General features: G+C 70.0%; 25 protein-coding genes. 12 read left to right on the forward strand and 13 right to left on the reverse strand.

Annotated elements, in window-relative coordinates:
- The first annotated feature begins 70 nt into the window (after positions 1–70).
- A complete protein-coding gene (locus KBO27_RS13995; RefSeq protein WP_210970443.1) occupies positions 71–1,414 on the forward strand; it encodes a thymidine phosphorylase in 1,344 nt (447 codons plus the stop codon).
- A gap of 48 nt (positions 1,415–1,462) precedes the next feature.
- Here the strand turns inward: KBO27_RS13995 and KBO27_RS14000 are convergent, their stop codons facing one another.
- Positions 1,463–2,701: a hypothetical protein gene (locus KBO27_RS14000; RefSeq protein WP_210970444.1), complete on the reverse strand. Its 1,239-nt coding sequence runs from the start codon at positions 2,699–2,701 to the stop codon at positions 1,463–1,465.
- A 345-nt stretch (positions 2,702–3,046) separates the two neighbouring features.
- On the opposite strand from KBO27_RS14000, the gene KBO27_RS14005 reads away from it, so the two are divergent.
- The 3 genes from KBO27_RS14005 (at position 3,047) to KBO27_RS14015 (ending at position 5,679) form a co-directional block, all read left to right on the forward strand.
- On the forward strand, positions 3,047–4,135 hold the full coding sequence (locus KBO27_RS14005; protein WP_210970445.1) for an adenosine deaminase: 1,089 nt from the start codon (positions 3,047–3,049) through the stop codon (positions 4,133–4,135).
- Positions 4,136–4,243: 108 nt separating this feature from the next.
- Complete coding sequence (locus KBO27_RS14010; protein WP_307870404.1) at positions 4,244–5,008, forward strand: IclR family transcriptional regulator; 765 nt, start codon at positions 4,244–4,246, stop codon at positions 5,006–5,008.
- 95 nt (positions 5,009–5,103) lie between these two features.
- Complete coding sequence (locus tag KBO27_RS14015) at positions 5,104–5,679, forward strand: RNA polymerase sigma factor (protein ID WP_210970447.1); 576 nt, start codon at positions 5,104–5,106, stop codon at positions 5,677–5,679.
- A 6-nt stretch (positions 5,680–5,685) separates the two neighbouring features.
- Here the strand turns inward: KBO27_RS14015 and KBO27_RS14020 are convergent, their stop codons facing one another.
- Positions 5,686–6,909, reverse strand: a complete 1,224-nt coding sequence (locus KBO27_RS14020) for a SatS C-terminal domain-containing protein (protein WP_210970448.1) — start codon at positions 6,907–6,909, stop codon at positions 5,686–5,688.
- Positions 6,910–7,167: 258 nt separating this feature from the next.
- On the opposite strand from KBO27_RS14020, the gene KBO27_RS14025 reads away from it, so the two are divergent.
- The 4 genes from KBO27_RS14025 (at position 7,168) to KBO27_RS14040 (ending at position 9,513) form a co-directional block, all read left to right on the forward strand.
- Complete coding sequence (locus KBO27_RS14025; protein ID WP_246537247.1) at positions 7,168–7,749, forward strand: SMI1/KNR4 family protein; 582 nt, start codon at positions 7,168–7,170, stop codon at positions 7,747–7,749.
- 83 nt (positions 7,750–7,832) lie between these two features.
- Positions 7,833–8,186 (forward strand): PadR family transcriptional regulator, encoded by a 354-nt coding sequence (locus tag KBO27_RS14030; protein ID WP_210970450.1) that lies wholly within the window; start codon positions 7,833–7,835, stop codon positions 8,184–8,186.
- Positions 8,183–8,800, forward strand: coding sequence for an HAAS signaling domain-containing protein (locus KBO27_RS14035; RefSeq protein ID WP_210970451.1), 618 nt, complete (start codon positions 8,183–8,185; stop codon positions 8,798–8,800). The genes KBO27_RS14030 and KBO27_RS14035 overlap by 4 nt, the downstream gene beginning before the upstream one ends.
- Positions 8,801–8,892: 92 nt before the next feature.
- Complete coding sequence (locus tag KBO27_RS14040) at positions 8,893–9,513, forward strand: hypothetical protein (protein ID WP_210970452.1); 621 nt, start codon at positions 8,893–8,895, stop codon at positions 9,511–9,513.
- 1 nt (position 9,514) lies between these two features.
- Here the strand turns inward: KBO27_RS14040 and KBO27_RS14045 are convergent, their stop codons facing one another.
- The 6 genes from KBO27_RS14045 to KBO27_RS14070 all read right to left on the reverse strand — a co-directional run bounded on the left by KBO27_RS14045 (position 9,515) and on the right by KBO27_RS14070 (position 14,339).
- Positions 9,515–10,387: an aldehyde dehydrogenase family protein gene (locus tag KBO27_RS14045; RefSeq protein WP_210970453.1), complete on the reverse strand. Its 873-nt coding sequence runs from the start codon at positions 10,385–10,387 to the stop codon at positions 9,515–9,517.
- Positions 10,380–11,816 (reverse strand): aldehyde dehydrogenase family protein, encoded by a 1,437-nt coding sequence (locus KBO27_RS14050; protein WP_210970454.1) that lies wholly within the window; start codon positions 11,814–11,816, stop codon positions 10,380–10,382. Before KBO27_RS14050 ends, KBO27_RS14045 begins: the two co-directional genes overlap by 8 nt.
- Positions 11,817–12,764: a deoxyribose-phosphate aldolase gene (gene deoC, locus KBO27_RS14055; protein ID WP_210970455.1), complete on the reverse strand. Its 948-nt coding sequence runs from the start codon at positions 12,762–12,764 to the stop codon at positions 11,817–11,819. It abuts the gene before it with no gap.
- A 209-nt stretch (positions 12,765–12,973) separates the two neighbouring features.
- A complete protein-coding gene (locus tag KBO27_RS14060; RefSeq protein WP_210970456.1) occupies positions 12,974–13,156 on the reverse strand; it encodes a DUF397 domain-containing protein in 183 nt (60 codons plus the stop codon).
- 97 nt (positions 13,157–13,253) lie between these two features.
- Positions 13,254–13,457: a DUF397 domain-containing protein gene (locus KBO27_RS14065; protein ID WP_210970457.1), complete on the reverse strand. Its 204-nt coding sequence runs from the start codon at positions 13,455–13,457 to the stop codon at positions 13,254–13,256.
- Positions 13,458–13,478: 21 nt separating this feature from the next.
- Positions 13,479–14,339, reverse strand: a complete 861-nt coding sequence (locus KBO27_RS14070; RefSeq protein ID WP_210970458.1) for a helix-turn-helix domain-containing protein — start codon at positions 14,337–14,339, stop codon at positions 13,479–13,481.
- A gap of 201 nt (positions 14,340–14,540) precedes the next feature.
- On the opposite strand from KBO27_RS14070, the gene KBO27_RS14075 reads away from it, so the two are divergent.
- The 4 genes from KBO27_RS14075 to KBO27_RS14090 all read left to right on the forward strand — a co-directional run bounded on the left by KBO27_RS14075 (position 14,541) and on the right by KBO27_RS14090 (position 17,986).
- Positions 14,541–14,786: an HC3 family zinc finger protein gene (locus tag KBO27_RS14075; RefSeq protein ID WP_210970459.1), complete on the forward strand. Its 246-nt coding sequence runs from the start codon at positions 14,541–14,543 to the stop codon at positions 14,784–14,786.
- Between the two features lie 88 nt (positions 14,787–14,874).
- Positions 14,875–16,008: a glutathione-independent formaldehyde dehydrogenase gene (locus KBO27_RS14080; protein ID WP_210970460.1), complete on the forward strand. Its 1,134-nt coding sequence runs from the start codon at positions 14,875–14,877 to the stop codon at positions 16,006–16,008.
- A gap of 72 nt (positions 16,009–16,080) precedes the next feature.
- Positions 16,081–16,704 (forward strand): uracil phosphoribosyltransferase, encoded by a 624-nt coding sequence (gene upp / locus KBO27_RS14085; protein WP_210970461.1) that lies wholly within the window; start codon positions 16,081–16,083, stop codon positions 16,702–16,704.
- A 169-nt stretch (positions 16,705–16,873) separates the two neighbouring features.
- A complete protein-coding gene (locus tag KBO27_RS14090; RefSeq protein ID WP_210970462.1) occupies positions 16,874–17,986 on the forward strand; it encodes a glycosyltransferase family 2 protein in 1,113 nt (370 codons plus the stop codon).
- A gap of 67 nt (positions 17,987–18,053) precedes the next feature.
- Here KBO27_RS14090 and KBO27_RS14095 read toward each other — a convergent pair whose 3' ends face one another.
- The 5 genes from KBO27_RS14095 to KBO27_RS14115 form a co-directional block, all read right to left on the reverse strand.
- Positions 18,054–18,389: a hypothetical protein gene (locus tag KBO27_RS14095; protein WP_132622630.1), complete on the reverse strand. Its 336-nt coding sequence runs from the start codon at positions 18,387–18,389 to the stop codon at positions 18,054–18,056.
- A 249-nt stretch (positions 18,390–18,638) separates the two neighbouring features.
- On the reverse strand, positions 18,639–19,091 hold the full coding sequence (locus KBO27_RS14100; RefSeq protein WP_210970463.1) for a flavodoxin family protein: 453 nt from the start codon (positions 19,089–19,091) through the stop codon (positions 18,639–18,641).
- Positions 19,092–20,714 (reverse strand): phospho-sugar mutase, encoded by a 1,623-nt coding sequence (locus KBO27_RS14105; RefSeq protein ID WP_210970464.1) that lies wholly within the window; start codon positions 20,712–20,714, stop codon positions 19,092–19,094. It abuts the gene before it with no gap.
- A complete protein-coding gene (locus KBO27_RS14110) occupies positions 20,711–21,520 on the reverse strand; it encodes a purine-nucleoside phosphorylase (protein WP_210970465.1) in 810 nt (269 codons plus the stop codon). Before KBO27_RS14110 ends, KBO27_RS14105 begins: the two co-directional genes overlap by 4 nt.
- A 142-nt stretch (positions 21,521–21,662) precedes the next feature.
- On the reverse strand, positions 21,663–23,351 hold the full coding sequence (locus KBO27_RS14115) for a serine/threonine-protein kinase (RefSeq protein WP_307870405.1): 1,689 nt from the start codon (positions 23,349–23,351) through the stop codon (positions 21,663–21,665).
- Between the last annotated feature and the right edge of the window lie 238 nt (positions 23,352–23,589).

A 23,589-nucleotide genomic window follows, 5' to 3' on the forward strand; every position in this document is an offset into this window, starting at 1 on the left:
TCCACTGAAATCCGGGTCACCGGGGGTGGGACCAGGTGGGGGAGCGGGGTGGAAGGCACTCGATCGGGGGATGTTCGGCGTCGGGGTGGGGTGTTGGTGTCGTGAGTGGACGAGTGGTGGAGGTGGTGCGGTGTTCTCCGCGATCGACGTGATCCGCGCGAAGCGCGACGGTCAGCGGCTCACCGACGAGCAGATCGACTGGGTCGTCGACGCCTACACCCGGGGTGAGGTCGCCGACGAGCAGATGTCGGCGCTGGCGATGGCCGTGCTGCTGCGGGGCATGACGCCGGAGGAGACGGCGCGCTGGACCGCCGCGATGGTCGCCTCCGGTGACACCCTCGCGCTCAGCGGCCTGTCGAGGCCCACGGTGGACAAGCACTCGACGGGCGGAGTCGGCGACAAGATCACCCTGCCGCTGACGCCGCTGGTCGCCGCCTGCGGCGCGGCCGTTCCGCAGCTGTCCGGCAGAGGACTCGGGCACACCGGCGGAACCCTGGACAAGCTGGAGTCCATCCCCGGCTGGCGGGCGAGCTTGACCGCCGACGAGATCCGCGACCGGCTGCGCGACGTCGGCGCCGTGATCTGCGCGGCGACCGAGGGCCTGGCGCCGGCCGACCGCAAGCTCTACGCGCTGCGCGACGTCACGGGGACGGTCGAGTCCGTGCCGCTGATCGCGAGCTCGATCATGAGCAAGAAGATCGCCGAGGGCGTGGAGTCGCTGGTCCTCGACGTCAAGTGCGGATCGGGCGCCTTCATGAAGACCCCGGACCAGGCGAGGGAGCTCGCCACCGCGCTGGTGGACATCGGTGCGGCCAACGGCCTGCGGATCAGCGCGCTGATCACCGACATGTCGGTGCCGCTGGGCCGCGCGGTCGGCAACGCGCTGGAGGTGGCCGAGAGCGTCGAGGTGCTGCGCGGTGGCGGGCCGCCGGACGTCGTCGAGCTCACCGTCGAGCTGGCCCGCGAGATGCTGCGCCACGCGGGCATCTCCGGCGTGGACCCCGCGGAAGTGCTGGCCGACGGGCGGGCGCACGAGGTCTGGTGCCGGATGATCACCGCCCAGGGCGGAGATCCCGAGGCCGCCCTCCCGCAGGCCGAGCACGTCGACACGATCACGGCCCCGGCCTCGGGCACGCTCACCGGGCTCGACGCCCACGTCGTCGGCCTCGCCGCCTGGCGGCTGGGCGCCGGTCGGGCGCGCAAGGAGGACACCGTCGACCACGCCGCCGGCGTGCTCTGCCTCGCCAAGCCCGGCGAGCGGGTCGCCGAGGGCCAACCGCTGCTGGAACTGCGCACCGACCGGCCGGAAACCCTGCCCGCCGTCCGGGAATCGCTTCAGGCCGCGTACGAAATCAGCGGTGCCGACGTGAAGTCGACACCGCTGATCCTCGACAAGGTCACCGCTGACCGCTGAGGTCCGCTACCCGCACCGCCGACCAGGACGAGCCTGGAAACGGTCGCCTCAGGCGCTCTCGGCGGTGAAGTCGTCGTCGCCGCTCTCCAGCGCCTTGTTCTCGCCGTTGTCGCGCTTGGCGCTCTTCGAGCGTCCGCGGCGCTGCTGACGGGGCAGCGTCGTGGGCGGCGGCGGGGAGGACTGGGCGCTGCCGCCGAGGATGAGCTCGGCGAAGGTGGCCATGGCCTCGTCCAGCTGACCGGCGTGCCGCTGCTCGCTCTCCTCGTTGGCCTCGCGGACCAGCGCGTTGAGCTTGTCGGCGTCGGGACGCTGGGACAGCGTGCCGGACAGCTGCGAGAGGTTCTGCGACAGCGTGCCGCCCAGCTCGCCCAGGCCGGTCTTGACGCCCTCTTCGACGTTGTCCAGCCGGGTGCTGACGCCCTGCTCGACGGTGTCGATGCGGGTGTTGACGTTGTCCTCGACCTGGGTGAGGCGGCCGGAGACCTGGTCCAGCCGGTCGGTCAGCGCCTCCAGGCGCTGCGCCAGGTCGTTGAGCTTGTCGGTCGGGTCCACGGCCGGGCGCTCGGCGAGGTGGTCCAGCTTCGAGTCCAGCTGGTCGCGGGAGCCGGACACGGCCTCCGCGAGCTCCTTCTGCGAGGCGGCGAGCTCCTTCTGGGCCTCGCTGAGGCCCTTCTGGGTCGTGCCCGCGGAGTCGGTGACCGCGCGCTGCAGGGCCTCGCGGGTCCCGTCGAGGTGCTCGTGCACGCCCTCGTCGATCTCGGCGAACCGGCCGCGCAGGCTGGTCTCCAGCGAGTCGATGCGGTCGCGCACCGGGTCGTTGACCGACGCCGGCAGGGCTTCGAGGCGGCTGTCCTGCTTGTCCAGGTGCGAGCCGAGCTCGTCCATGCGCTTGTGGATGTGGCCGAGCTTGTCCTCCAGGCCGTCCATGCGGCCGGAGACGCCGTCCATCCGCCCCGCGACGCCGTCCAGGCGGCCGTCGAGCTGGGCGAAGGGCTTGGCGAGCTTGTCCACGATGGTCTCGACGGCGCCCTTGAGGTCCAGCAGCGCACCGTCGTGCGCCTCCAGCTTCGCCAGCGTCTCGTCGAGCCGCTCGGCGAGCACGCTGACCTCGGTGCGGTCGGGCAGCTCGGACAGGCGCTTGCGCACCGAGCCCAGGGACTCGAGCGGGGAGAGCCGGGCGTGGATTTCGTCGAGTGCGTCGAAAATCTGCTGCTGTTCGCTTTCGCGGATCTCAGCCGCACGCGTGAGCATGTTGCGCATGCGGTCGAACGACATGTTCTCGGTCACGGCTAGGGGCGTCCTTCGTCGAGGGGGGTGAGGACTTGAGAAGCCTAGCCACTGCATTCTCGCGCTCATAGCCGCCCCCCGTTACATTCCGCGACATTCATCCGCCAATTGGGGCTGAACGGCCCTCAGTTGATGGGCTGTTCGCATCAACCATCCAGAACTGGATGCTCTAAGAAAGACAACTGCGTCCATCTGGGTGAGTTTTTTCGCAGGCACCGCTCGGCCAATCGGTTGTGAACCCCGAACGGCGCAGTGGTGGATGGCCGCTGAACAGCGCCGAAGTCATGGGGTGATCACGCGGTGGCTCTGCGTGAGTCGCCGGAACGAGGCGGGTAACGTAGTCGCATGTCGACACCGGTGAACCTGGAAAACATCCGGCAGGCGCCGAAGGTGCTGCTGCACGATCACCTCGACGGCGGGCTGCGTCCGCAGACCGTCCTCGATCTCGCCCACGAAGGCGGATATCCCGGGTTGCCCCACGACAACGCCGATGACCTCGCGCGTTGGTTCGTGACGGCCGCCGACTCGGGCTCGCTGGAGCGCTACCTGGAGACCTTCGCCCACACCGTGGGCGTGATGCAGACCAGCGACGCCCTGTTCCGGGTCGCGGCCGAAGCGGCCGAGGACCTGGCGGACGACGGCGTGGTCTACGCGGAGGTCCGCTACGCGCCCGAGCTGTTCCAGGAGCGAGGCCTGACCCTGGACGAGATCGTGCAGGCGGTGCAGGACGGATTCCGCGAGGGAGAGCGTCGCGCGGAGGCCGCTGGAAAGCGAATCCGCATCGGCACGCTGCTGTGCGCGATGCGGCAGAACGCGCGATCCACCGAAATCGCCAATCTCGCCATTCGGTACCGGGACGCGCAGGTCGTCGGCTTCGACATCGCGGGCCCGGAAGCGGGATTCCCGCCCACCCGCAACCTCGACGCCTTCGAATACCTGCGGCAGCAGAACGCGCACTTCACCATTCACGCAGGTGAGGCGTTCGGATTGCCTTCCATTTGGGAGGCCATTCAGCACTGCGGCGCAGAACGGCTCGGTCACGGGGTGCGGATCGTCGACGACATCAAGGTCGACGACGACGGCACGGTGCACCTCGGCCGGCTGGCCTCCTACGTGCGGGACCGCCGGATCCCGCTGGAGATGTGCCCCTCCTCGAACCTGCAGACCGGCGCGGTGTCCTCGCTCGCCGACCACCCGATCGGCCTGCTGGCCCGGTTGCGCTTCCGCGTCACCATCAACACCGACAACCGGTTGATGAGCCACTGCTCGATGTCCAGCGAGTTCGCCGCGCTGCACGAGACCTTCGGCTACGGCTGGGAGGAGTTCCAGTGGTTCACGGTGAACGCGATGAAGTCGTCGTTCCTCGGGTTCGACGAGCGGCTGGCGATCATCAACGAGCAGATCAAACCGGGCTACGCCGACATGTTGTCCTGACCGCGACACCGCGATGGCGTTAGGCTGCACAGTCTCCGGCGGCACACCGTCGTGCCGCCGGAGACGCCCAGCACAGGTTCGAGTCGCCGCACTGCCCTGGAGGCGCAGGTGAGAAGGACCAGCGAACCCACGTTGATCGCGTCGGTCCAGCGCGCGCTCCGGCTGCTGGAGGTCGTCGGCGAGCACCCCGCCGGGATCACCGCGAAGTGCTTGGCCCGCAACACCGGGCTCGCGCTGTCGACGACCTACCACCTGCTCCGGACGCTCGTCCACGAGGGATACCTGGTCAAGCTCGACGACGGCGCGTTCATCGTCGGCGAGCAGGTGACCGGGCTGCACGACTCCGCGCAGGCGCAGCAGCTGCGCGCCAAGATCCGCGGCGTGATGGTCGAACTCCGCGAGGACCTCAACGCGGCGATCTACCTCGCCCGCTACGAGGACGGCGAGGTCCAGGTCGACGAGATCGTGGACAGCCCGCGCACGCCCAGGGTGGACGCGTGGGTGGACTTCCGGCAGGCGGCGCACGCCACCGCGGTCGGCAAGTGCCTGCTCGCCGGGCTCAGCAAGGACGAACGCGCCGACCACTTCCGCAGGCACCCGCCGGAGGACCTCACCCCGCGCACCATCACCGGCGTGCGCGAACTGGTGGAGCGCCCGCCGTCGGAGCTGGTCGCCGACACCGAGGAGTACTCGTTGGGCACGGCCTGCCTGGCCGCCCGCGTCCAGTGCGCGACCTCGCCGGTGACGCTCGCGATCTCGTTCCCGGCCCGCAAGCTCGCCACCACCGACGACTACGTGCGTCCGCTCACCGCCGCGGCCGACGAGATCTCCCGCGCCCTCGCGCTGGCGGGCGATCGGGTCTGCTGGAACTGACAGATCGTTGATCACCATCTGAAAATCGGCGCCTTGTCAACCTCTCCAGCGCAGCGGGAAAATTCTGCGCAAGCAGCCAGTGAGGGGTTTACCCGATGTCAGCGGGCGACGATGGGACGTTGCTGCACGAGGTCCGAACGGGATCGATGATCGCGTTCGCGGAGCTCTACGCCCGGCACAGAACGGCAGCGCACACCATGGCTCTGCAGGTCGCGGCGGTTCCGGCCGACGCCGACGACCTCGTCTCGGAGGCGTTCGCCAAGATCCTCGACGTGCTGCGCAGGGGGAGCGGGCCGGACCGGGCGTTCCGCGCGTACCTGCTCACCACGATCCGCAACCTCGCCGCGGGCGTCAACGCCAAGTCCCGCCGGATGATCCTGGCGGCCGACGTCGACGAGTTCTGCGAGCCGGAGGAACCGGTGCAGTTCACCGACGCGGCCATCGGCGAGTTCGAAAGGGCCTGCGTGAGCGAGGCGTTCGCACACCTGCCCGCGCGCTGGCGCCAGGTCCTGTGGTCGGTCGAGGTGGAGGACCAGACGCCGTCGGACCTGAGCCGCCGCTACAACCTCAGTCGCAACAGCGCGGCGGCCCTGGTCTACCGAGCCCGCAAGGGGCTCCGCCAGGCCTACAAGCAGCGCCTCGCGACGCCGGAGCTGACCTCGGCCGCGTGAGCCGGGTCAGTGCTTGCGGAAGCGCTCTTCCAGGTCGGCCATGAGCTTGCGCCAGGTCTGGACCTCGGCGTCGAACGGCGGGCTCGGGGGCATCCGGTTCGGGCTCGGGCGCAGGATGAACGACACCAGCCAGCCCAGTCGTTCCGAGGACTGCAGGGCGTTCTCGGCGCTGTCGTCGCCGGCCCAGGCCGCCGCGTCGAGCAGCAGCTCCTCGGCCAGGTCCAGCTGAGTGGGGTCCACTTCGGACGGTCCTTCGCCGAGGTCGGCGTCCAGGCCGGCCAGCACGTAGGTGTTGTCCGACTCGACCTCGACCTCCAGCTCGCCGCCGGTCGCCGCGTCGCGCAGGCGCTGCCAGGTGGCCACCCGCGCCAGGTCGGTGCTCTCGACGGCCTCGTCGTCGGCGAGGAACCGGGCGAGCGCGCGCCGCGAGGTGAACACGTCGATCTTGCCGTCCTCGCCGAGGAAGACCGGGTCGTCGCCGAGGTAGCAGCGCAGCGTGTAGAGCTCGCTGTCGCTGGTGACGATCTGGATGGGGTCGATGCCGATCTCGCCCCAGAAGCCGAGTGCGACCTCCTCGATCTCGTCCACATCGGAGTCCGAGGTGGCGGTGTCCTCGTCGGAGTAGGTCTCGGTCGCCTCGGCGAGCTCGGTCTCGGCGGTGGCGACCGCGTCCGCGGGGACGTCGGGGGTGGTCACGACGGAGTCGATGGCGTCGAGCACCTCGTCCCAGCGCTCCACCACGACCTTGCACAGCTCGTTCCAGCGCTTCTGCCCGTCGCGGCCGTTGAAGGCCAGCATGCCTTGGTTGAGCAGGGAGAAGCCGTCGGCCGAGTCGAGGACCTCGTCCACGGCGTCGAGCTCGCACACCTCGGCCAGCGACCGGGCGATCTCGACGATGTCGGCGAGCTCGGCGACGGTCCAGGTGTCCAGCGGCTCCGCCACCAGCTCCGGGACGCCCACCAGGTCGAACTGGTGGTCCTCGTCGGGGCTGAGCTCGACGGCCGACAGCGCGGGCACCACGTGCCACGCCGGGTGGTCGTCGAGGTCGTGTTCCCGTGCTGTGCGCACGAACGCGGCGAGCCGCGCGGGATCGGGGAATCCGTAGAGGTCATCCCCGTACCCGAGGAACGCTTCCCATTCCTCACCATCTTCGCGCCAGTGCGGTGCCCACAGGGTGACGACGTCTCCCTGCGGCAGCCCGAGCTCGATGGGGACGATGTCCTGCGCCATCTCTCTACCTCCGGTCACCAGAACCAGACCCCGCGGAAGCCTACGGGTTGGCCGTGGACGGCTTGTGCCCTGGTCCGGTGTCACCGTATCTGGTTCGATCATTGCAACAGCGGACGGAACAGTTGGTAACGATCTCCTGTCGCTCCTCGGGCTTCGGGGCTACCCGGATCCGCTGTTCGGTCCAGCGCTTTCACCGTTCGTCTCCGAAGTCCCCTTTGGCGGTACCGCCCCCCTGCGCGGCGCGCGACCATGATCAGAATGGATGTCACGGAGCTGTGGAGTCAGATCGCGCACTGGCTCGGGCGACATGCGCCGGTCACCGCAGCCGCTCTGCGTCCGCCAGTCCAGGAACCCGACTTCGTCGAGCTCGAGGGCGAGTTCTCCGTCGAGCTGCCGGACGAGCTGCGAGCGCTGTGGATCTGCTGCGGCGGTACCGAGGGCGATGTGCTGGCCGACGTCCTGCCGCCGTTCTACACGCCTTACGGAGCGCATCAGGCGTTGTCGGCGTGGCGCGATCACCGCAAGACCTGGACGGCGCAGTGGGACCGGCCGGCCTGCGACTACTACGCGGGATCGCCGGGGTCGAGCTTCCACCCGTCGTGGATCCCGATCGCCGGTGACGGGTTCGCCGACGAGCTGGTGGTCGACCTGCGGCCGGGGTCGTTGCGCGGGTGCGTGCTGGAGTGGGAGCAGGAGCACGCGCAGGTGCTGCGGCCGGAGTGGCAGGGCATCACGGCGATGCTCGCCGACGTGCACCGGGCGCTGACCGACGGCGCCCCCGCCGGGCACAGCTACCCGACGGTGACCGAGGACGGCCGCCTGGACTGGCAAATCCGCTGATCAGATCCCCATCGGAGTTCCGGTGGGGATTTTTCCTGACCCACTAGTTGGTCTCGCACACTAGTCGGTGTTACGTTCTAGTCATGGCGGAACGGACGACGACGGCCAGGCAGACGCAATGGCTGCGCGGGGTGCTCGACCTCGCGGTGCTGGCGCTGCTGGCCGAAGGCGGGGAGGGCTACGGCTACACGCTGCTGCAGCGGTTGGCCGAAGCCGGACTGCCGGACATGAAGGCCGGAACGCTCTACCCGCTGCTCAATCGGCTGGCCGCCGACGGCCTGCTGCAGGCGGAGTGGCGGGCGGGCGAAGGCGGCCCGGGGCGGAAGTTCTTCTCGCTGACCGATCAGGGCCGCGCCGCGCTGGCGGAGATGGGACCGAAGTGGGTCGAGTTCGCCCGGAACTCGATCACCGTCGTGGAACGAGGGGTGCAAGCATGATGACGCTGGACGAGTACACCGACGACCTGCACAAGGCTCTGCGCTTCCACGAGATATCCGGCGAGCGGATGGGCGAGGTGCTCGCCGAGGTCGAGGCGCACGTGGCCGAGACCGGGGAGGACCCGGTGGACGCGTTCGGCAGGCCGCGCGACTACGCCAAGCAGGTCGCCGCGCAGCTCGACCCGGCCACCGGCAAGCGCTCGACCGGCGGCATGGTGCTCGCCTTCGTCGCCATCGCGACCCTGGCGCTGTTCGGCCAGACCTTCTTCGGCGACGGGCTCGCCCTGGACGAGGCGGGGGTGGCCTACACGCTGCGCGACGTGGTGGCGCAGCCGCTGCTGCTGGTGGCGGTCGTCGTGGTCTTCCTGCTGGTCCACCTCGCTCGCACGGCGCAGGCGAACAACAAGCTCTACGCCGGCGGGGCAGTCGTCGCGGTGATCGCGGGCGTGGGCGCCCAGATGCTCTGCAACAAGTTCCTCGACGACGAAGCCCCGGTCGTCACCGCCCCGAGCTGGCTGATCCTCGCACTCGGCGTCGTCTTCCTCATCGGCATGTTCGCGATGCTGGCGCACTCCATCCGCCGAGGCCGGGTCCGCTACCCGAACAAGAACTGATGTTCCGGCCCGACCCGCTGGTCGGTGCTGGAGAAGGACCGAAGCCGGTCGGGTTCACCCGGAACTCGACCACCGTTGTGAGGGGTACGAGCATGATGACGCTTGACAAGAAGTACCACGACGACCTGGTCAAGGCGTTGCGGTTGCACGAGATATCCGGCCGGCGGGTCGGGGAGGTGCTCGCCGAGGTCGAGGCGCACGTGACCGAGACCGGGGAGGACCCGGTGGACGCGTTCGGCAGGCCGCGCGACTACGCCAAGCAGGTCGCCGCGCAGCTCGACCCGGCCACCGGCAAGCGCTCGACCGGCGAGACCGTGGCCATCTCCATCGCGTCGGGCACGCTGGCGATGTTCGGCACGTCGTTCCTCGGTGACGGACTGGCCCTCGATCAGCCCACGATCGACTACTCGCTGCGCGACGTCGTGGCCCAGCCGACCCTGCTGGTGATGATCATCATCGGGACGATGCTGGCCTTCCGCGCCTACACGGCCCGCTCCCACAACAAGCTCCTCGGCGCCGGTGTCGCGGTCGCCGCGGTCCTCGCGCTGGGGTCGCAGATCATCTGCAACAAGTTCCTCGACGACGTCACCCCGGTGCTGAGCCCGCCCAGCTGGCTCGTGCTGACCTTGGGCGTGGTCTTCCTGGTCGCGCTCGCGGTCCTGCTCACCCAGGCCATCCGCCGCAACCGCGTCCGGTACCCCGCCGCCAAGTGACTCAGGTGCCCACCGGGTGCCACACGGTCTTGATCTCGGTGAAGGCGCGCAGGCGCTGGAGATCGGGTTCGCCGGTCCAGTCGGGTTCGCCGCGGACCGGCAGCACCCGCTTGACGGTGTCGGCGGCCGAGCGCGCGAGCTCGCCGCGCAACTCGGCGGAAGCCCCGGTCGGGTCCAGCGCGTTGACATCGGCGTGGGAGGCCAACCACGGGCCGAGCTCGGCGGCCCGGCCGGTCAGCAGGTTGACCACCCCGCCGGGAACGTCCGAGGTGGCCAGCACCTCCGCGAGCGTGATCGCGGGGAGCGGCCGCTCGCCGGAGGCCACGACCACGCAGGCGTTGCCCGCGGCGATCACCGGGGCGATCACGCTGATCAGCCCCAGCAGCGAGGACTCCTGCGGCGCCAGCACGCCCACGACCCCGGTCGGCTCGGGCGTGCTGAACGAGAAGTACGGGCCCGCGACCGGGTTCGACGCGCCGAGCACCATCGCGATCTTGTCGGTCCAGCCCGCGTACCAGACCAGGCGATCCACTGCGGTGTCCACAGTGGACAGCGCGGTCTCCCGCGAGACGCCCTCGGCGGTGGAGACCTCGGCGGCGAACTGCTCGCGCCGCCCCTCCATCACCTCGGCGATGCGGAACAGCACCTGGCCCCGGTTGTAGGCGGCGGCACCGGACCAGCCGCCGAACGCCTTGCGGGCCGCGGCGACGGCGTCGCGCACGTCCTTGCGGGAGGCGTGCGCGACGTTGGCCTGGAACTCCCCGTCCGCAGAGGTCACGGCGAACACCCGTCCGGATTCGGAGCGCGGGAACGCGCCACCGATGTAGAGCTTGCAGGTCTTGGCGACGGCCAGCCGGCCGGCAACGTCAGACATCGAGGTACGCCTCCAAACCAGCCCGGCCGCCCTCGCGGCCGAACCCGGATTCGCGGTAGCCGCCGAAGGGCGCGGTCGGGTCGAACCGGTTGAACGTGTTCGCCCACACCACGCCCGCCCGCAGCTTCTGCGCCGCCCACAGGATCCGCGAGCCCTTCTCGGTCCAGATCCCGGCCGACAGGCCGTAGGGCGTGTTGTTGGCCTTGGCGATCGCCTCGTCGGGCGTGCGGAAGGTCAGCACCGACAGGACGGGACCGAAGATCTCCTCGCGGGCGATCCGCATCGACTGCTGCACCCCGGAGAACACCGTCGGCGCGAAGAAGAAGCCGCGTTCCGGCAGGTCGCAGGGGCTGCTCCAGCGCTGGGCGCCCTCGGTCTCGCCGCTGGCGGTCAGCTCGGTGATCTTGCTGAGCTGCTCGGCGGAGTTGATGGCGCCGACGTCGGTGTTCTTGTCCAGCGGGTCACCCACGCGCAACGTGCTCACCCGCGCCCGCAGCTTCTCCAGCAGCTCCTCGGCCACCGACTCCTGCACCAGCAGCCGGGAGCCGGCGCAGCACACGTGGCCCTGGTTGAAGAAGATGCCGGTGACGATGCCCTCGACGGTCTGGTCCAGGGGCGCGTCGTCGAAGACGATGTTGGCCGCCTTGCCGCCCAGCTCCAGCGTCAGCTTCTTGCCGGCCCCGGCCACCGTCCGCTGGATCTGCTTGCCGACCTCGGTCGAACCGGTGAAGGCCACCTTGTCCACGTCGGAGTGCGCCACCAGCGCCGCACCGACGTCTCCGGCGCCCGGCACGATGTTGACCACGCCCGCCGGGAGCCCGGCCTGGCGGCAGATGTCGGCGAACACCAGGGCGCTCAGCGGAGTCGTCTCGGCGGGCTTGAGCACCACGGTGTTCCCGCAGGCCAGCGCGGGTGCGATCTTCCACGCCAGCATCAGCAGCGGGAAGTTCCACGGGATCACCTGACCGGCCACGCCCAGCGGTTTCGGGTTCGGCCCGAAACCGGCGTGGTCGAGCTTGTCGGCCCAGCCGGCGTGGTGGAAGAAGTGCGCGGCGGCGGTGGGGACGTCGACGTCGCGGGATTCCTTGATGGGCTTGCCGTTGTCCAGCGACTCCAGCACCGCCAGCTCTCGGGCGCGCTCCTGGATGAGCCGCGCGATCCGGAACAGGTACTTCGCCCGCTCCTTGCCCGGCAGCTTCGACCACACCTGCTCGTAGGCGCGGCGCGCGGCGGCGACCGCCCGGTCCACGTCACCGGTGTCGGCCGAGGCCACCTCGGCGAGGGTTTCCTCGGTGGCCGGGTTGACGGTCTTGATGGTCTGCCCGCCGCCGTCGACGAACTCGCCGTCGACGAACATCCGGTAACTCGGTTTGAGGTCGGCGAGCTCGCGCGACTCCGGCGCGGGCGCGTACTCCCAAGGGCTGGTCATCTAGTCCACCGCCACGTAGTCGGGGCCGCTGTAGTGGCCTTCGAGCTGGGTTCGCCGCTGCATCAGCAGATCGTTGAGCAGGCTGGACGCGCCGAACCGGAACAGGTCGGGGGTGAGCCACTCGGGGCCGGCCACTTCGTGCACCGCCACCAGGTAGCGGATCGCGTCCTTGGTGTTGCGGATGCCGCCCGCGGGTTTGACGCCGCGCAGCTCGCCGGTGGAGTCCCGCCAGTCGCGCACGGCCTGCAGCATCAGGTGCGTCACCGGCAGCGTCGCGGCGGGGGAGACCTTGCCGGTGGAGGTCTTGATGAAGTCGCCCCCGGCCAGCAGCGCCAGCCACGACGCCCGGCGCACGTTGTCGTAGGTCGCCAGCTCGCCGGTCTCCAGGATGACCTTGAGGTGCGCGTTCCCGCAGGCGGCCTTGACGGCCTTGATCTCGTCGAAGACCTGCCCGTAGCGCCCGGCCAGGAACGCTCCCCGGTCGATGACCATGTCGATCTCGTCGGCCCCGGCCGACACGGCGTGCTCCACGTCGGCGAGCTTCACGGCCCGCGCGGCTCGCCCGGAGGGGAACGAGGTGGCCACCGAGGCCACGTGGATCCCCGACCCGTCGAGCTCGGCGACGGCGGTGGCGGCCAGGTCGGAGTACACGCACACGGCTGCGACCTGCGGAATCCCGTCCTGCCCGGGATCGGGCCGACGGGCCTTGGCGCACAGCGCCCGGACCTTGCCCTCGGTGTCGGCGCCTTCCAGGGTCGTCAGGTCGACCATGGAGATCGCGGTGTCGATGGCCTGCATCTTCGAGTTCTTCTTGATGCTCCGGGTGCCCAGCCCGGCGGCCCGCTGCTCCAGCCCCACCTGGTCAACGCCAGGAAGACCGTGCAGGAAGCGGCGCAGCGACCGGTCGTCCCGCACGGCGTCGTCAAGATCGAACGGCGTCCATGCCATGCCCAGCAGTCTAGGTCGCCACCCGCGACGCGCGTCCCAGGTGGAACGATCCCGCCACCCGCCCACCCATTCCCTCCGCCGACCCCCGGTGCCAGACGGGCACCTGGAATACGGCAGTAATCAGGTACCGGAATACGGCAGTAATCGGGAACCTGATTACGGCGGTATTCCGGGTGAGGTGACCGGGTGCTACGGGGTCACGGGTGGTGTCACTGGTTGCGGAGGCCGGAGAGGAAGTCGTTCCACCGCTCGCGGCTGAAGGCGAGGGTGCCGCTCTCGCGGGCCTTGGTGTCGCGGACTCCGACGGTGTCGTCGGTGACCGCGACCTCGACACACGAAGCGTTCGTGGCGCTGCGAGTCGACTTTCGCCATGTCGCCGGGCTGAATTCCATGCGGTGATATTAGTGGCGGAGCGCAGCGTCCCGGAGTCCTCGCGAACCGGCGGTAGTTCCTCGGGACGACATCGGTGGATGACGGTCCCTCGCCAGGTCAGCGGCGGTTGTGAAGTCCGGTGAGGAAGTCGTTCCACCGTTCGCGGTCGAAGGTGAGGGTTCCGCCGGTGCGGTCCTTGGTGTCTCGGACGCCGACCAAGGCTTCGGTGACCGCGACCTCGACGCAGTAGGAGTTGTTCGAGCTGCGTGACGATTTCCGCCAAGCAACGCCGGACAGGACGTGCTGTTTGCCGTCACTCATATTTTCGACTGTAGCCGTGCTCTAGCCGCAGGTGAACCCCTTCGTGATCAGCTTGAAGCTGTCGTCCCTGCTCAGCGCGTTCCGCATCGCATCCGAGTGCGCCAGTGCGTACTCACGGGTCATCAGGGGATCGGTGATGAGCTGCGTTGATGTGACGGTTTCCTGCCAGAGGATGGTGGGCAGCCGCCCGCTCGGGAAGGTCATGAGGAAGAAACCCGACCCGCCCATCGCGGGATGTCCGGTCGCTTCGAAGGGCACGACTCGGATGTCGATCGTTTCCGGCTGTTGTTCCATCAGCGTCGCGAGATGCCTGAGCTGCTCACGGTGAACTTCGGGGCCGCCCACCTGCTGGCGAATCGCGGCTTCGCTCATGACGGTTGTGATCTGAAGTGGGTCGTCGCCGATGAGTCGTTGAGCGCGAGTGAGTCGGCACTGCACTCGGCGATCCACCTCGGCGAGCCGCAGATTGGGTGCACCGGCTTCGATGATCGCGCGGGCGTAGGACGCGGTTTGAAGTGGTCCGGCGACCAGGTCGCTGTCGTAGGTGCGAAGGCTTTCCGCGCCGTGCTCGAAGCCGAAGAAGCGGAGGAGTTCGTCGCTGAAGAGGGCTGAGTACTTGGTCCACCATCCGCGTCGGGTGGCCTGTTCGCGCAGATCCCGGAGTTCGTCGGCTTCTTCGGCGTCTATCTCGTAGAGCTCGATCAGCTCGTTGAGCCTGCCCTCGGAGAGGTTCTTCTTGCCGTTCTCGATGTCGGACAGGTACGCCGCCGCCACGCCCGTTTGCTTCGCCGCGTCGGCGGAGCGAAAGCCGCGCTCCTCGCGCCTCTCTCGGAGTCGCAGGCCGATCGCCCACATCGCGACGGTGGCGGAGATCGGTGCCATGTGAGCCTCCCGGGTGATCTCCAGGCTGAAGATCCAACTCGATTGGTTGATGCCGATAGGTAATTAACCGAATGCCTTCTATCTTGATCTCAAGCGGTGACGATAGCAATACGCAGGGTCATCGCTGGCGGTGGCGCCGGTCGGTCTTCCTCCCCCGACTCCCGGCCGGCGCTCCGCGTCCGACGACCACTGGGAGGCAACGTGTCCGAGCTCTTCAACGGCCAGCAGCTGGTCGCCTACTGGCGCCCGCACGGCGGCCTCCGCCACGCCCTGCACCCCACCGAACCGCCGCACCCGGGCCAGTCCCGCGAAACCCTCTGCGGCGAGACGATCAACCTGGGCAAACCGACCGCGATCGACTGGCTGTCCCCGACCTGCGGCACCTGCTGGCTCACCGCCACCGCAACCCGCGACCGCCTCCACCCACCCCGGGGCCGCACCCGCTGAAGTCCTCCGAACGTGTGCGTGCGCGCGGGCGAAGATGGGTAGTCCCCGGGTGCCATGAGCGGTCACGCATGTGTTCTGGAGGTCTGAGATGAAGGCCGTCGTGTACCAGGAGCCTTACCGGGTTGCTGTGAATGAGGTGGAGAGTCCGAGGATCCAGCACCCCAGCGACGTGATCGTGCGGGTGACGTCGACCGCGATCTGCGGGTCGGACCTGCACATGTACGAGGGGCGCACGGCCGCTGAGCCGGGGATCGTGTTCGGGCACGAGAACATGGGCGTCGTCGAGGAGCTCGGTGAGGGCGTCGTCGGCCTGGCCAAGGGCGACCGGGTCGTGATGCCGTTCAACGTGGCCTGCGGGTTCTGCAAGAACTGCATGGCGGGCAACACCGGCTTCTGCCTCACCGTGAACCCCGGGTTCGCGGGCGGAGCCTACGGCTACGTCTCCATGGGGCCCTACACCGGCGGGCAGGCCGAGTACCTGCGGGTCCCGCACGCCGACTTCAACTGCCTGAAGCTGCCCGCCGGCAGCGAGCACGAGACCGACTTCGTGCTGCTCGCCGACATCTTCCCGACCGGCTACCACGGGTGCGAGCTCGCGCAGGTCTCGCCGGGCGAGAGCGTCGCGGTGTACGGGGCGGGGCCGGTGGGCCTGATGGCCGCCTACTCCGCGCTGCTGCGCGGCGCGTCCCAGGTGTTCTGCGTTGACCGCATCCCGGAGCGGCTGGCCAAGGCCGAGGAGATGGGCGCGATCCCGATCGACTTCTCGCAGGGCGACCCGGTCCAGATGATCAAGGATCAGACCAACGGCGAGGGAACCGACAAGGGCGTCGACGCCGTCGGCTACCAGGCGCAGACCGGCGACGCGAGCAAGGAAGAACCCGCCATCGTGCTCAACTCGCTGATCGAAACCGTGCGCCCGACCGGGCGGCTCGGCGTGCCCGGCCTCTACGTGCCCGCGGACCCGGGCGGTCCGTCGGAGGAGGCCAAGAAGGGCAGGCTGCTGGTGTCCATCGGGAGGATGTTCGAGAAGGGTCAGGTCGTGGGAACCGGTCAGTGCAACGTCAAGCGCTACAACCGGCAGCTGCGCGACATGATCATCTCGGGTCGGGCGAAGCCGAGCTTCGTGGTCTCCCACGAGCTGTCGCTGGACGACGCCCCTGACGCCTACAGCAAGTTCGACCAGCGCATCGAGGGCTACACGAAGGTCGTCCTGCACCCGTAGGCCTGCGATCGGCGACACGTTCGCGCAAGTCCGTGCGCCGGGGGTGGGAAGCGGCCGTTACGGTTGTCCGTCATGGACGTTCGGGTCGTGGACCACCCCCTCGCGAAGTCGCGGTTGTCGACGATGCGCGATGCGCGCACCAACAGCGCCGCCTTCCGCGCTGCGTTGCAAGAGCTCACCCTGATGCTCATCTACGAAGCGACGCGCGACGCCGAGCTGGCGGAGGAGCCCATCCACACCCCGGTGGCCAAGACCACCGGCTACCGGATCGCGAACCCGCCGCTGCTGGTTCCGGTGCTGCGCGCCGGGCTGGGCATGGCCGACCAGGCGCACCGGCTGATCCCGGAGGCGCAGATGGGCTTCGTCGGGCTCGCGCGGGACGAGGAGACCTTGCTGCCCACCCCGTACCTGGAGTCGCTGCCCGCGGACCTCACCGGCATCCCGGTGCTGGTGCTGGACCCGATGCTGGCCACCGGCGGTTCGATGGTGCACACGATCGAGCTGCTGGTCGAGCGCGGCGCCACCGACGTCACCGCCATCTGCACCCTCGCCGCGCCCGAGGGCGTCCGGCGCCTCGAAGAGGCCGGGCTGCCGGTGCGCGTGGTGACGGCGAGCATCGACGACCGGCTCAACGAATCCGGCTTCATCGTTCCCGGCCTCGGCGACGCGGGAGACCGCGAGTACGGGGCCGTCTGACCCCGACCACCTGCTCGGACACCGCTCCGGGACGTGGGCGCAACGCGAAGTTCAGCGCCAATTAGGGCATTTGATCAGCACCCGTTCGCCCCTTCCGTGGCACGCTGAGTTCGTGGTTTCACCGCGAAGACACACGAATCGCTGGTCGTGGGTGCTCGGTGCGGTCGCCGTGGGGGTGTTGATCCGCAGCGCGCGCACGATCCGCCAGACGCGCGCCATCGCGCCGCTGCGGGAACCCCGGCCCGGTGCGGTCGCGCCGCCCAAGGTCACCGTCGTCGTCCCCGCCCGCGACGAAGCCGCAGTCCTCGCCGACTGCCTGAGCTCGATCGTGTCGCAGACCCACGGCGCCGAGCACGAAGCGCTGCTGCGGGTGGTCGTGGTCGACGACGGCTCCACCGACGCCACCGGCGAGATCGCCCGCGAGTTCGCCCGGCGCGACCCGCGCGTGGTGCCGGTGCGGGTGGACTCGCCGCCGCCCGGCTGGGGCGGCAAGGTGCACGCGATGCACGTCGGCGTGGAGGCCGCCGGACCGCCGGAGGCCGGGGAGTGGCTGCTGTTCCTCGACGCCGACACCGTCGCCGCTCCGGACCTGCTCAGCCGCCTGCTGGCCACGGCCGACGCCATCGAGGCCGACCTCGTCTCCACGCCTGGTGGCCCTCCTGCGGGCCGCTCGGCGAGCTGGCCGCTGCTCATGCCGCCGGGACTGCAGCTCATCGGCGAGAACGCCTCACCGGACGGCCGGGGTCGCAAGGCGTTCGCCATCGGCCACTGCATCCTGGTGCGCCGCTCGCACTACGAGAAGGTCGGCGGGTGGGCCGCGTTCGCCGCGATCCGCAACGAGGACGTGGCGATCGCCACCGCCGTGCGCGACCACGGCGGCACCACGCGCACCGTCGACGGCCTCGACCACCTGCGCACCAGCGGGATGGACCCCTTCGAGCAGGGCTGGGCGTCGTTCCGGAAGAGCTTCGTGGCGGGCACCAAGGGCTCGGCACCGACGCTGGCGGCCATCGGCCTCGGCCAGATCGCGATGTCGCTGGCCGCGCCGCTGTCGGTGCTGGTGGGGCGCGGGCGCCGGCCCGTGCTGACCGCGCTCGGTCTCGCCGGCTGCGCCGCGCAGAGCGCCGCCCACGCCGGGACGGCGAAGTTCATGCGGTCCAACCCCGAGCTCGCGCCGCTGGCGCCGATCAGCGGGACGCTGTTCGGCGTGCTGCTGCTCGACGGCGCCGTGCGCGCCCACCAGGGCCGCGACCAGTGGAAAGGCCGTCGTTCGAGGTTCTAGAAGAGCGGCCCGGCCGGACGGGCCGGCCGGGCCATCGCGTTGATTCGAGAAGGATCTTCAGGGACGGTCAGCCGACGGAATCGCTTCGCAGTCTGCGCATCGCGATCGGTGCGCCTGCCAGGTCCTCCTCGTTGCACATCAGCTTCAGGTCGTAGTACGGGGCGCCGTCTCGATCGTCGTAATCGAGATGAACCGCGATCACATCGATCGGTTCGCCGAGCCAGTTCTGGGCCTCGCGAAGCCACTTGGCGGATCGTTCCAAAGCCGCCGGTAGGTCGTCGTCACGGAACTCGACCGGCCGGTAGGGAACGCCCTGAACCTGGTCGTGAGGACCAGGGGGCTTGGGGAGATCCACGGAGACGCCGGAGTCATCGAGTTCGAGTCGGATCGTTTCCTCACTCACTGTCGCAGGGTAACGCGTACGGCCCCGGAAATGCTGCTGGAGGGCCTGCGGATTCCTCGACGGCCACAGCGAACGGGTGGTGGCTGATTACGATGAGCGAAGGTGCGGGGCGCCCCGAACATCGCACGTGATGAGGGAAGGCGGGCTCTGTCCGGGGCGCCCCGCCGTCGTCAAGGGGCGCGCCCCGACGACACGATCAGGCTATAGGAGCCACCCCAACCAAGATCAACTGGGTGGTCCCGGGACCAGTTACGGCATCAGGTTCGCGGCGACCGTGGCGCCCAGCTCCCAGCAGGCGTCCAGGTCGGACTTCTCCGGCGTGCCCAGGACGGTCGCGGGCTCGGCCGCCTGCTGCCAGCCCAGTCCGGTGGTGATCGAGGTGATCGCGCGCTGGGCTCCCTCGATGCCCTCGTTGCCGTGGACGTAGTAGCCGAACGGCCGTCCGCTGGTCGCGTCCAGGCAGGGGTAGTAGATCGTGTCGAAGAAGTGCTTCAGCGCGCCCGAGATGTAGCCCAGGTTGGCCGGGGTCCCCAGCAGGTAGCCGTCGGCGTCGAGGACGTCGGAGGCGGTGGCGCTCAGTGCGGGCCGGCGCACCACCTCGACGCCCTCGATCTCGTCGGTCGTCGCGCCCGCCATCACCTGCTCGAACATCGCCTGCATCCCGGGCGAGGGCGTGTGGTGCACGATCAGCAGCTTGGCCATCTACTCCTCCACCAGGGCCGTCACGGCTCGGGTGAGCTCGTCCAGGCGGTCGGCGGCCCGCTGCTTGGCCTCCGCCAGCGGCAGCTCGCCGACCTGCTCGACCACCTGCAGGTAGCACTTGAGCTTCGGTTCGGTTCCCGACGGGCGGATCACCACGCGCAGCCCGCCGTCGCCGGTGACCACCAGCGCGTCGGTGTCCGGCAGGAGGTCGCGGGTCCGCACGGCCGTGCCCGCCAGCTCCTGCGGCGGTTCGCCGCGCAGCCGCTCCATGATCCGCGGGATCACCGCCAGGTCCGTCACCCGCACCGACACCTGCCCGGTCTGGTGCACGCCGTGCTCGGTGGACAGCTCGTCGAGCAGGTCGAGCAGGTGATCGCCCGAGGCCAGCAGGCTCGCGGTCAGGTCGCAGGCCAGCACCGCCGCCGAGATGCCGTCCTTGTCGCGCACCCGGTCGGGGTCGACGCTGTGCCCCAGCGCCTCCTCGTAGGCGTACACCAGGCCGGTTCCCTCGCCGTCGCCCGCGCGCACCAGCCACTTGAACCCGGTGAGCGTCTCGGCGTAGCGGACCCCGAACTCGGCGGCGATCGAGCGCAGCATGCTGGAGGACACGATCGTCGTGGCGACCAGCGGATCCGGCGCCGACTCGTCCAAAGTGGACAGGACGTGCCAGGCCAGCAGCACGCCGGTCTCGTCGCCGCGCAACATCCGCCACGTGCCCGCCTCGCGCACGCCCAGCGCGCACCGGTCGGCATCCGGGTCCAGCGCGATCGCGAGATCGGCGTTGATGTCCTCGGCCAGCCGCAGCAGCTCGTCGGTCGCGCCGGGCTCCTCCGGGTTCGGGAAACCCACGGTCGGGAAGTCCGGGTCCGGTTCGGACTGCGAGGCCACGAAGTGCACGTCGTCGAAACCCGCGCGCTGCAAGGCCCTTCGCAAGGTCTTCGCGCCGACGCCGTGCAACGCCGTCGCCGCCACCCGGACCTCGCGGTCACCGCCGCGCGGCAACGCCGACACCCGCGCCAGGTAGTCGTCCTGGCCGGACTCCAGCACCGTCCAGTTCTGCTTGCGCGACACCGCGTTCGCCGCAGGCGTCTTCGCGATCGCCGCCTCGATCTCGGTGTCCGCCGGGCTGATCAGCTGCACGCCGCCGCCCAGGTAGAGCTTGAAACCGTTGTCCTGCGGGGGGTTGTGCGACGCCGTGATCTGGATCCCGGCCACCGCGTCCAGCGCCCGCGCGGCGTGCGCGACCACCGGCGTCGGCAGCGGCTCCGGCAGCACCCGCACGTCGAAGCCCGCCGACGAGAGCACACCGGCGGCGTCCTCGGCGAAGTCCTCCGAACCGTGCCGGGCGTCCCGGCCCACGACCACGATCCCGCCACCGAGCCCCTGCTGCACCAGCCAGCTCGCGACCCCGGCGGTGGTGCGCACGACCACCGCGCGGTTCATGCCGTTGGCACCCGCGCGCACCGGGGCGCGCAGCCCCGCCGTGCCGAAGCGCGGCATGCCCGACATCCGGTCGGCCAGCTCGGGCGAGTCGAGGAGTTCCCGCAGCTCGTCCTGGGCGCGGGGGTCGACGTCGTCGGCGATCCACCGCTCCGCGGCCGCCCGGACATCCGGCTGGGTCACGCCGCCTCCAGCAACGACCGCAGCAACCGGCCCATCCGCGAAGCCGAAACCCGGCCCGCTTCCAGGACCTCCTCGTGGTTGAGCGGCTGACCGCTCAACCCGGCCGCCAGGTTCGTCACCAGCGACAGGCCGAACACCTCGGCGCCCAGCGAGCGCGCGGTGATGGCCTCCAGCACGGTCGACATGCCCACCAGGTCCACACCGAGGGTGCGCAGCATCCGGATCTCCGCCGGGGTCTCGAAGTGCGGGCCCGGCAGTCCCGCGTAGACGCCCTCCTCCAGCGAGGAGTCGATGCCGCGCGCCAGATCCCGCAGCCGCGGCGAGTAGAGGTCGGTCAGGTCCACGAAGTTCGCGCCCACCAGCGGCGACAGCGCGGTCATGTTGATGTGGTCGCTGATCAGGACCGGCTGCCCGACCTGCATGCCCTCGCGGATGCCGCCCGCCGCGTTGGTGAGCATCACCGTCCGGCACCCGGCCGCCACGGCGGTCCGCACGCCGTGCGCGACCTTCACGATGCCGTGGCCCTCGTACATGTGGGTGCGGCCGAGGATGACCAGCACGCGCTTGTCGCCCACGGGCACCGAGCGCATCTTGCCGGTGTGGCCGACGGCGCCCGGCTTGGCGAAGCCCGGCAGCTCGTCCATGCCGATCTCGGCTTCGGGCGTCCCGATCTCGTCGGCGGCGGGCTGCCAGCCGGAACCGAGGACGACGGCCAGGTCGTGGCCATCGACACCCGTGAGCTCGGCGAGCTTCGCCGATGCCTCGTGGGCGAGGGCGGACGGGTCGGAAATGTTCGTAGCGGTCACGGCCGGGCAGCTTAGTCTCTCCGTTTTTCCGGCGCGTGCTCGTCCGCTCACCGGTGGCCGGTTTTGGTCCGAACCGACCAGGCAGAGGCGACATCGAGCGCGGACGGTTCGGACACCGGCGACGACGACCCCCGCTGCGGCCTCAGCCGGCGGGGTCGAAGGTGGGCAGCACCTGGTCCAGCAGGGCCTCCGCCTGCTGCCACTTCTCCGGGACGCTGGTCACCCGGACGATCCAGAGGTCGTCGCCGGACCGCCGCAGCGCCGCCGTCGTGCGGCGCTCGATCTCCTTCGCCGGACCGCTGAGCAGCTGCTCCACCTTGGTCGAGTAGACGACCCTGCGCACGCCGTCGACCGTGTGGAAGCTGTTGACGGCGACGTCGGCCGCCGGGCCGCCGATCGCTCGCGGGAGCTGCGTCTGGTAGCCGTCCAGCGTCAGGCCCCGCTCGAAGTAGTCGCCGTAGCGCTGCACCGCGACCTCCGTGGCCCCATCACCGGACACGAACGCGACCACCGAGTTGTTCGACAGGTCGTTGCGCTCGCTGTGGAAGGTGCGCCACCCGGCCGGAGCCATGATCGAGAACTCGCCGCCGTCGGGAGCCGCCGAGTGCTTCGCGTCCTCCCGGTGCGGCGTCAGCGCCGGGAACGCCGGGTTCGGGTCCGACGTGGACGGTGGTTCCAGCTCCGGCAGCAGCGACTGGCCCGCCATCAGGCGCGTCGCCGCGAACGATCCGATCAGCGCCGCCGTGAACAGCAGCAGCGCCGCCAGCACCAGCGCGACCGCGCGCAGCGGACGGCGCTTCTTCCTCGGTGGGTCCTGCAACGTGAACGGCGGCGGACCGGGGTCGGCCGCCAGCGGCGCCGAACCGGTGAGCTGGGGAGCGGGCGGGATCGACGGCTTGTCCTGAGAGGTCTGCTGCAGCACCCGCTGCCGGACCCGGACGGTCGGCGCATCGGGATCGAGCAGCATCGCGAACGGACGGGCGCCCGGTTCCGGCAGCAGGTGCTGCAACCGGCGCCGCACCTCCGTCAACGGCATCCGCTGCGCCGGGTCCTTGACCATCAGCGCCCGGATCACGTCGCCCACCGCGCCCGGCCGGTGCAGCGCCGGAACGGGACCGCGCACGACCTCGGTGACCGTCGCGAGTGGATCGTCGCCCACGTCGTAGGGCGGACGGCCCTCGGCGGCGGCGAACAGCGTGGCGCCCAAGCCCCACAGGTCCGCCGCGGCCGTCACGGCTTCTCCGGCGGCGACCTCGGGGGCGATGTAGGCCGGTGTGCCCAGCAGGATCCCGGTGTTGGTGAGCGTGTGCTCGGCGATGTTGCGGGAGATGCCGAAATCGCTGACCTTCAACCGACCGTCGTCGCCGATCAGCACGTTGCCCGGTTTGACGTCGCGGTGCACGATCCCGGCCCGGTGCGCGGCGTCCAGCCCGGCCGCGACGCCGTCGGCGATCACCGCGAGCTGGTTGTCGTTGAGAGCGCCGTGGTCGTCGAGGATCGCCGCCAGGCTCTGCGACGGGACGAGCTCCATCACCACGAACGGCTCGTCCTGATCGCGCGCGACGTCGTAGAGCGTCACGACGTTGGGGTGGGACAGCACCGCGATGGCGCGAGCCTCGCGCAGCGCGCGCTCGCGCAGCTCGGCCGCCTCTTCCTCCGGCATCCCCGGCGCGAGCTTGACCTGCTTGACGGCCACCGGGCGATGCAGCAGTTCATCTGTGCCGTACCACACGGTGCCCATCGCGCCGCCGCCGAGCTTGCGCTCCAGGCGGTACCGGTCGGCGATCAGCCGGCCGATGCCGGCGAGGGTGTTCTGGTTGTCGGTGGGCACGGCCACATTTTCCACCTTCGGTCCGACAGCCGGGCCGGAACGGGTGCAAAGACCGCCGAAAACTCAGCGGCGCCACATCGGCCACCGGGAGATCGCCCAGGTCGGAAGATGATGTTACGCCACGTGAAGAATCCCACTCGCAAAGTCGCGGTCGCAGGCCGTTTTGAAGGCGAACATTATTTCGGCGCAACGAAAAAACGCTCCCATCGGCCCGGACGCTCCGCTGGGCGGTGTTGGC

Source organism: Saccharopolyspora endophytica (assembly GCF_018070075.1).
GTDB classification, from domain to species: Bacteria; Actinomycetota; Actinomycetes; order Mycobacteriales; family Pseudonocardiaceae; genus Saccharopolyspora; species Saccharopolyspora endophytica.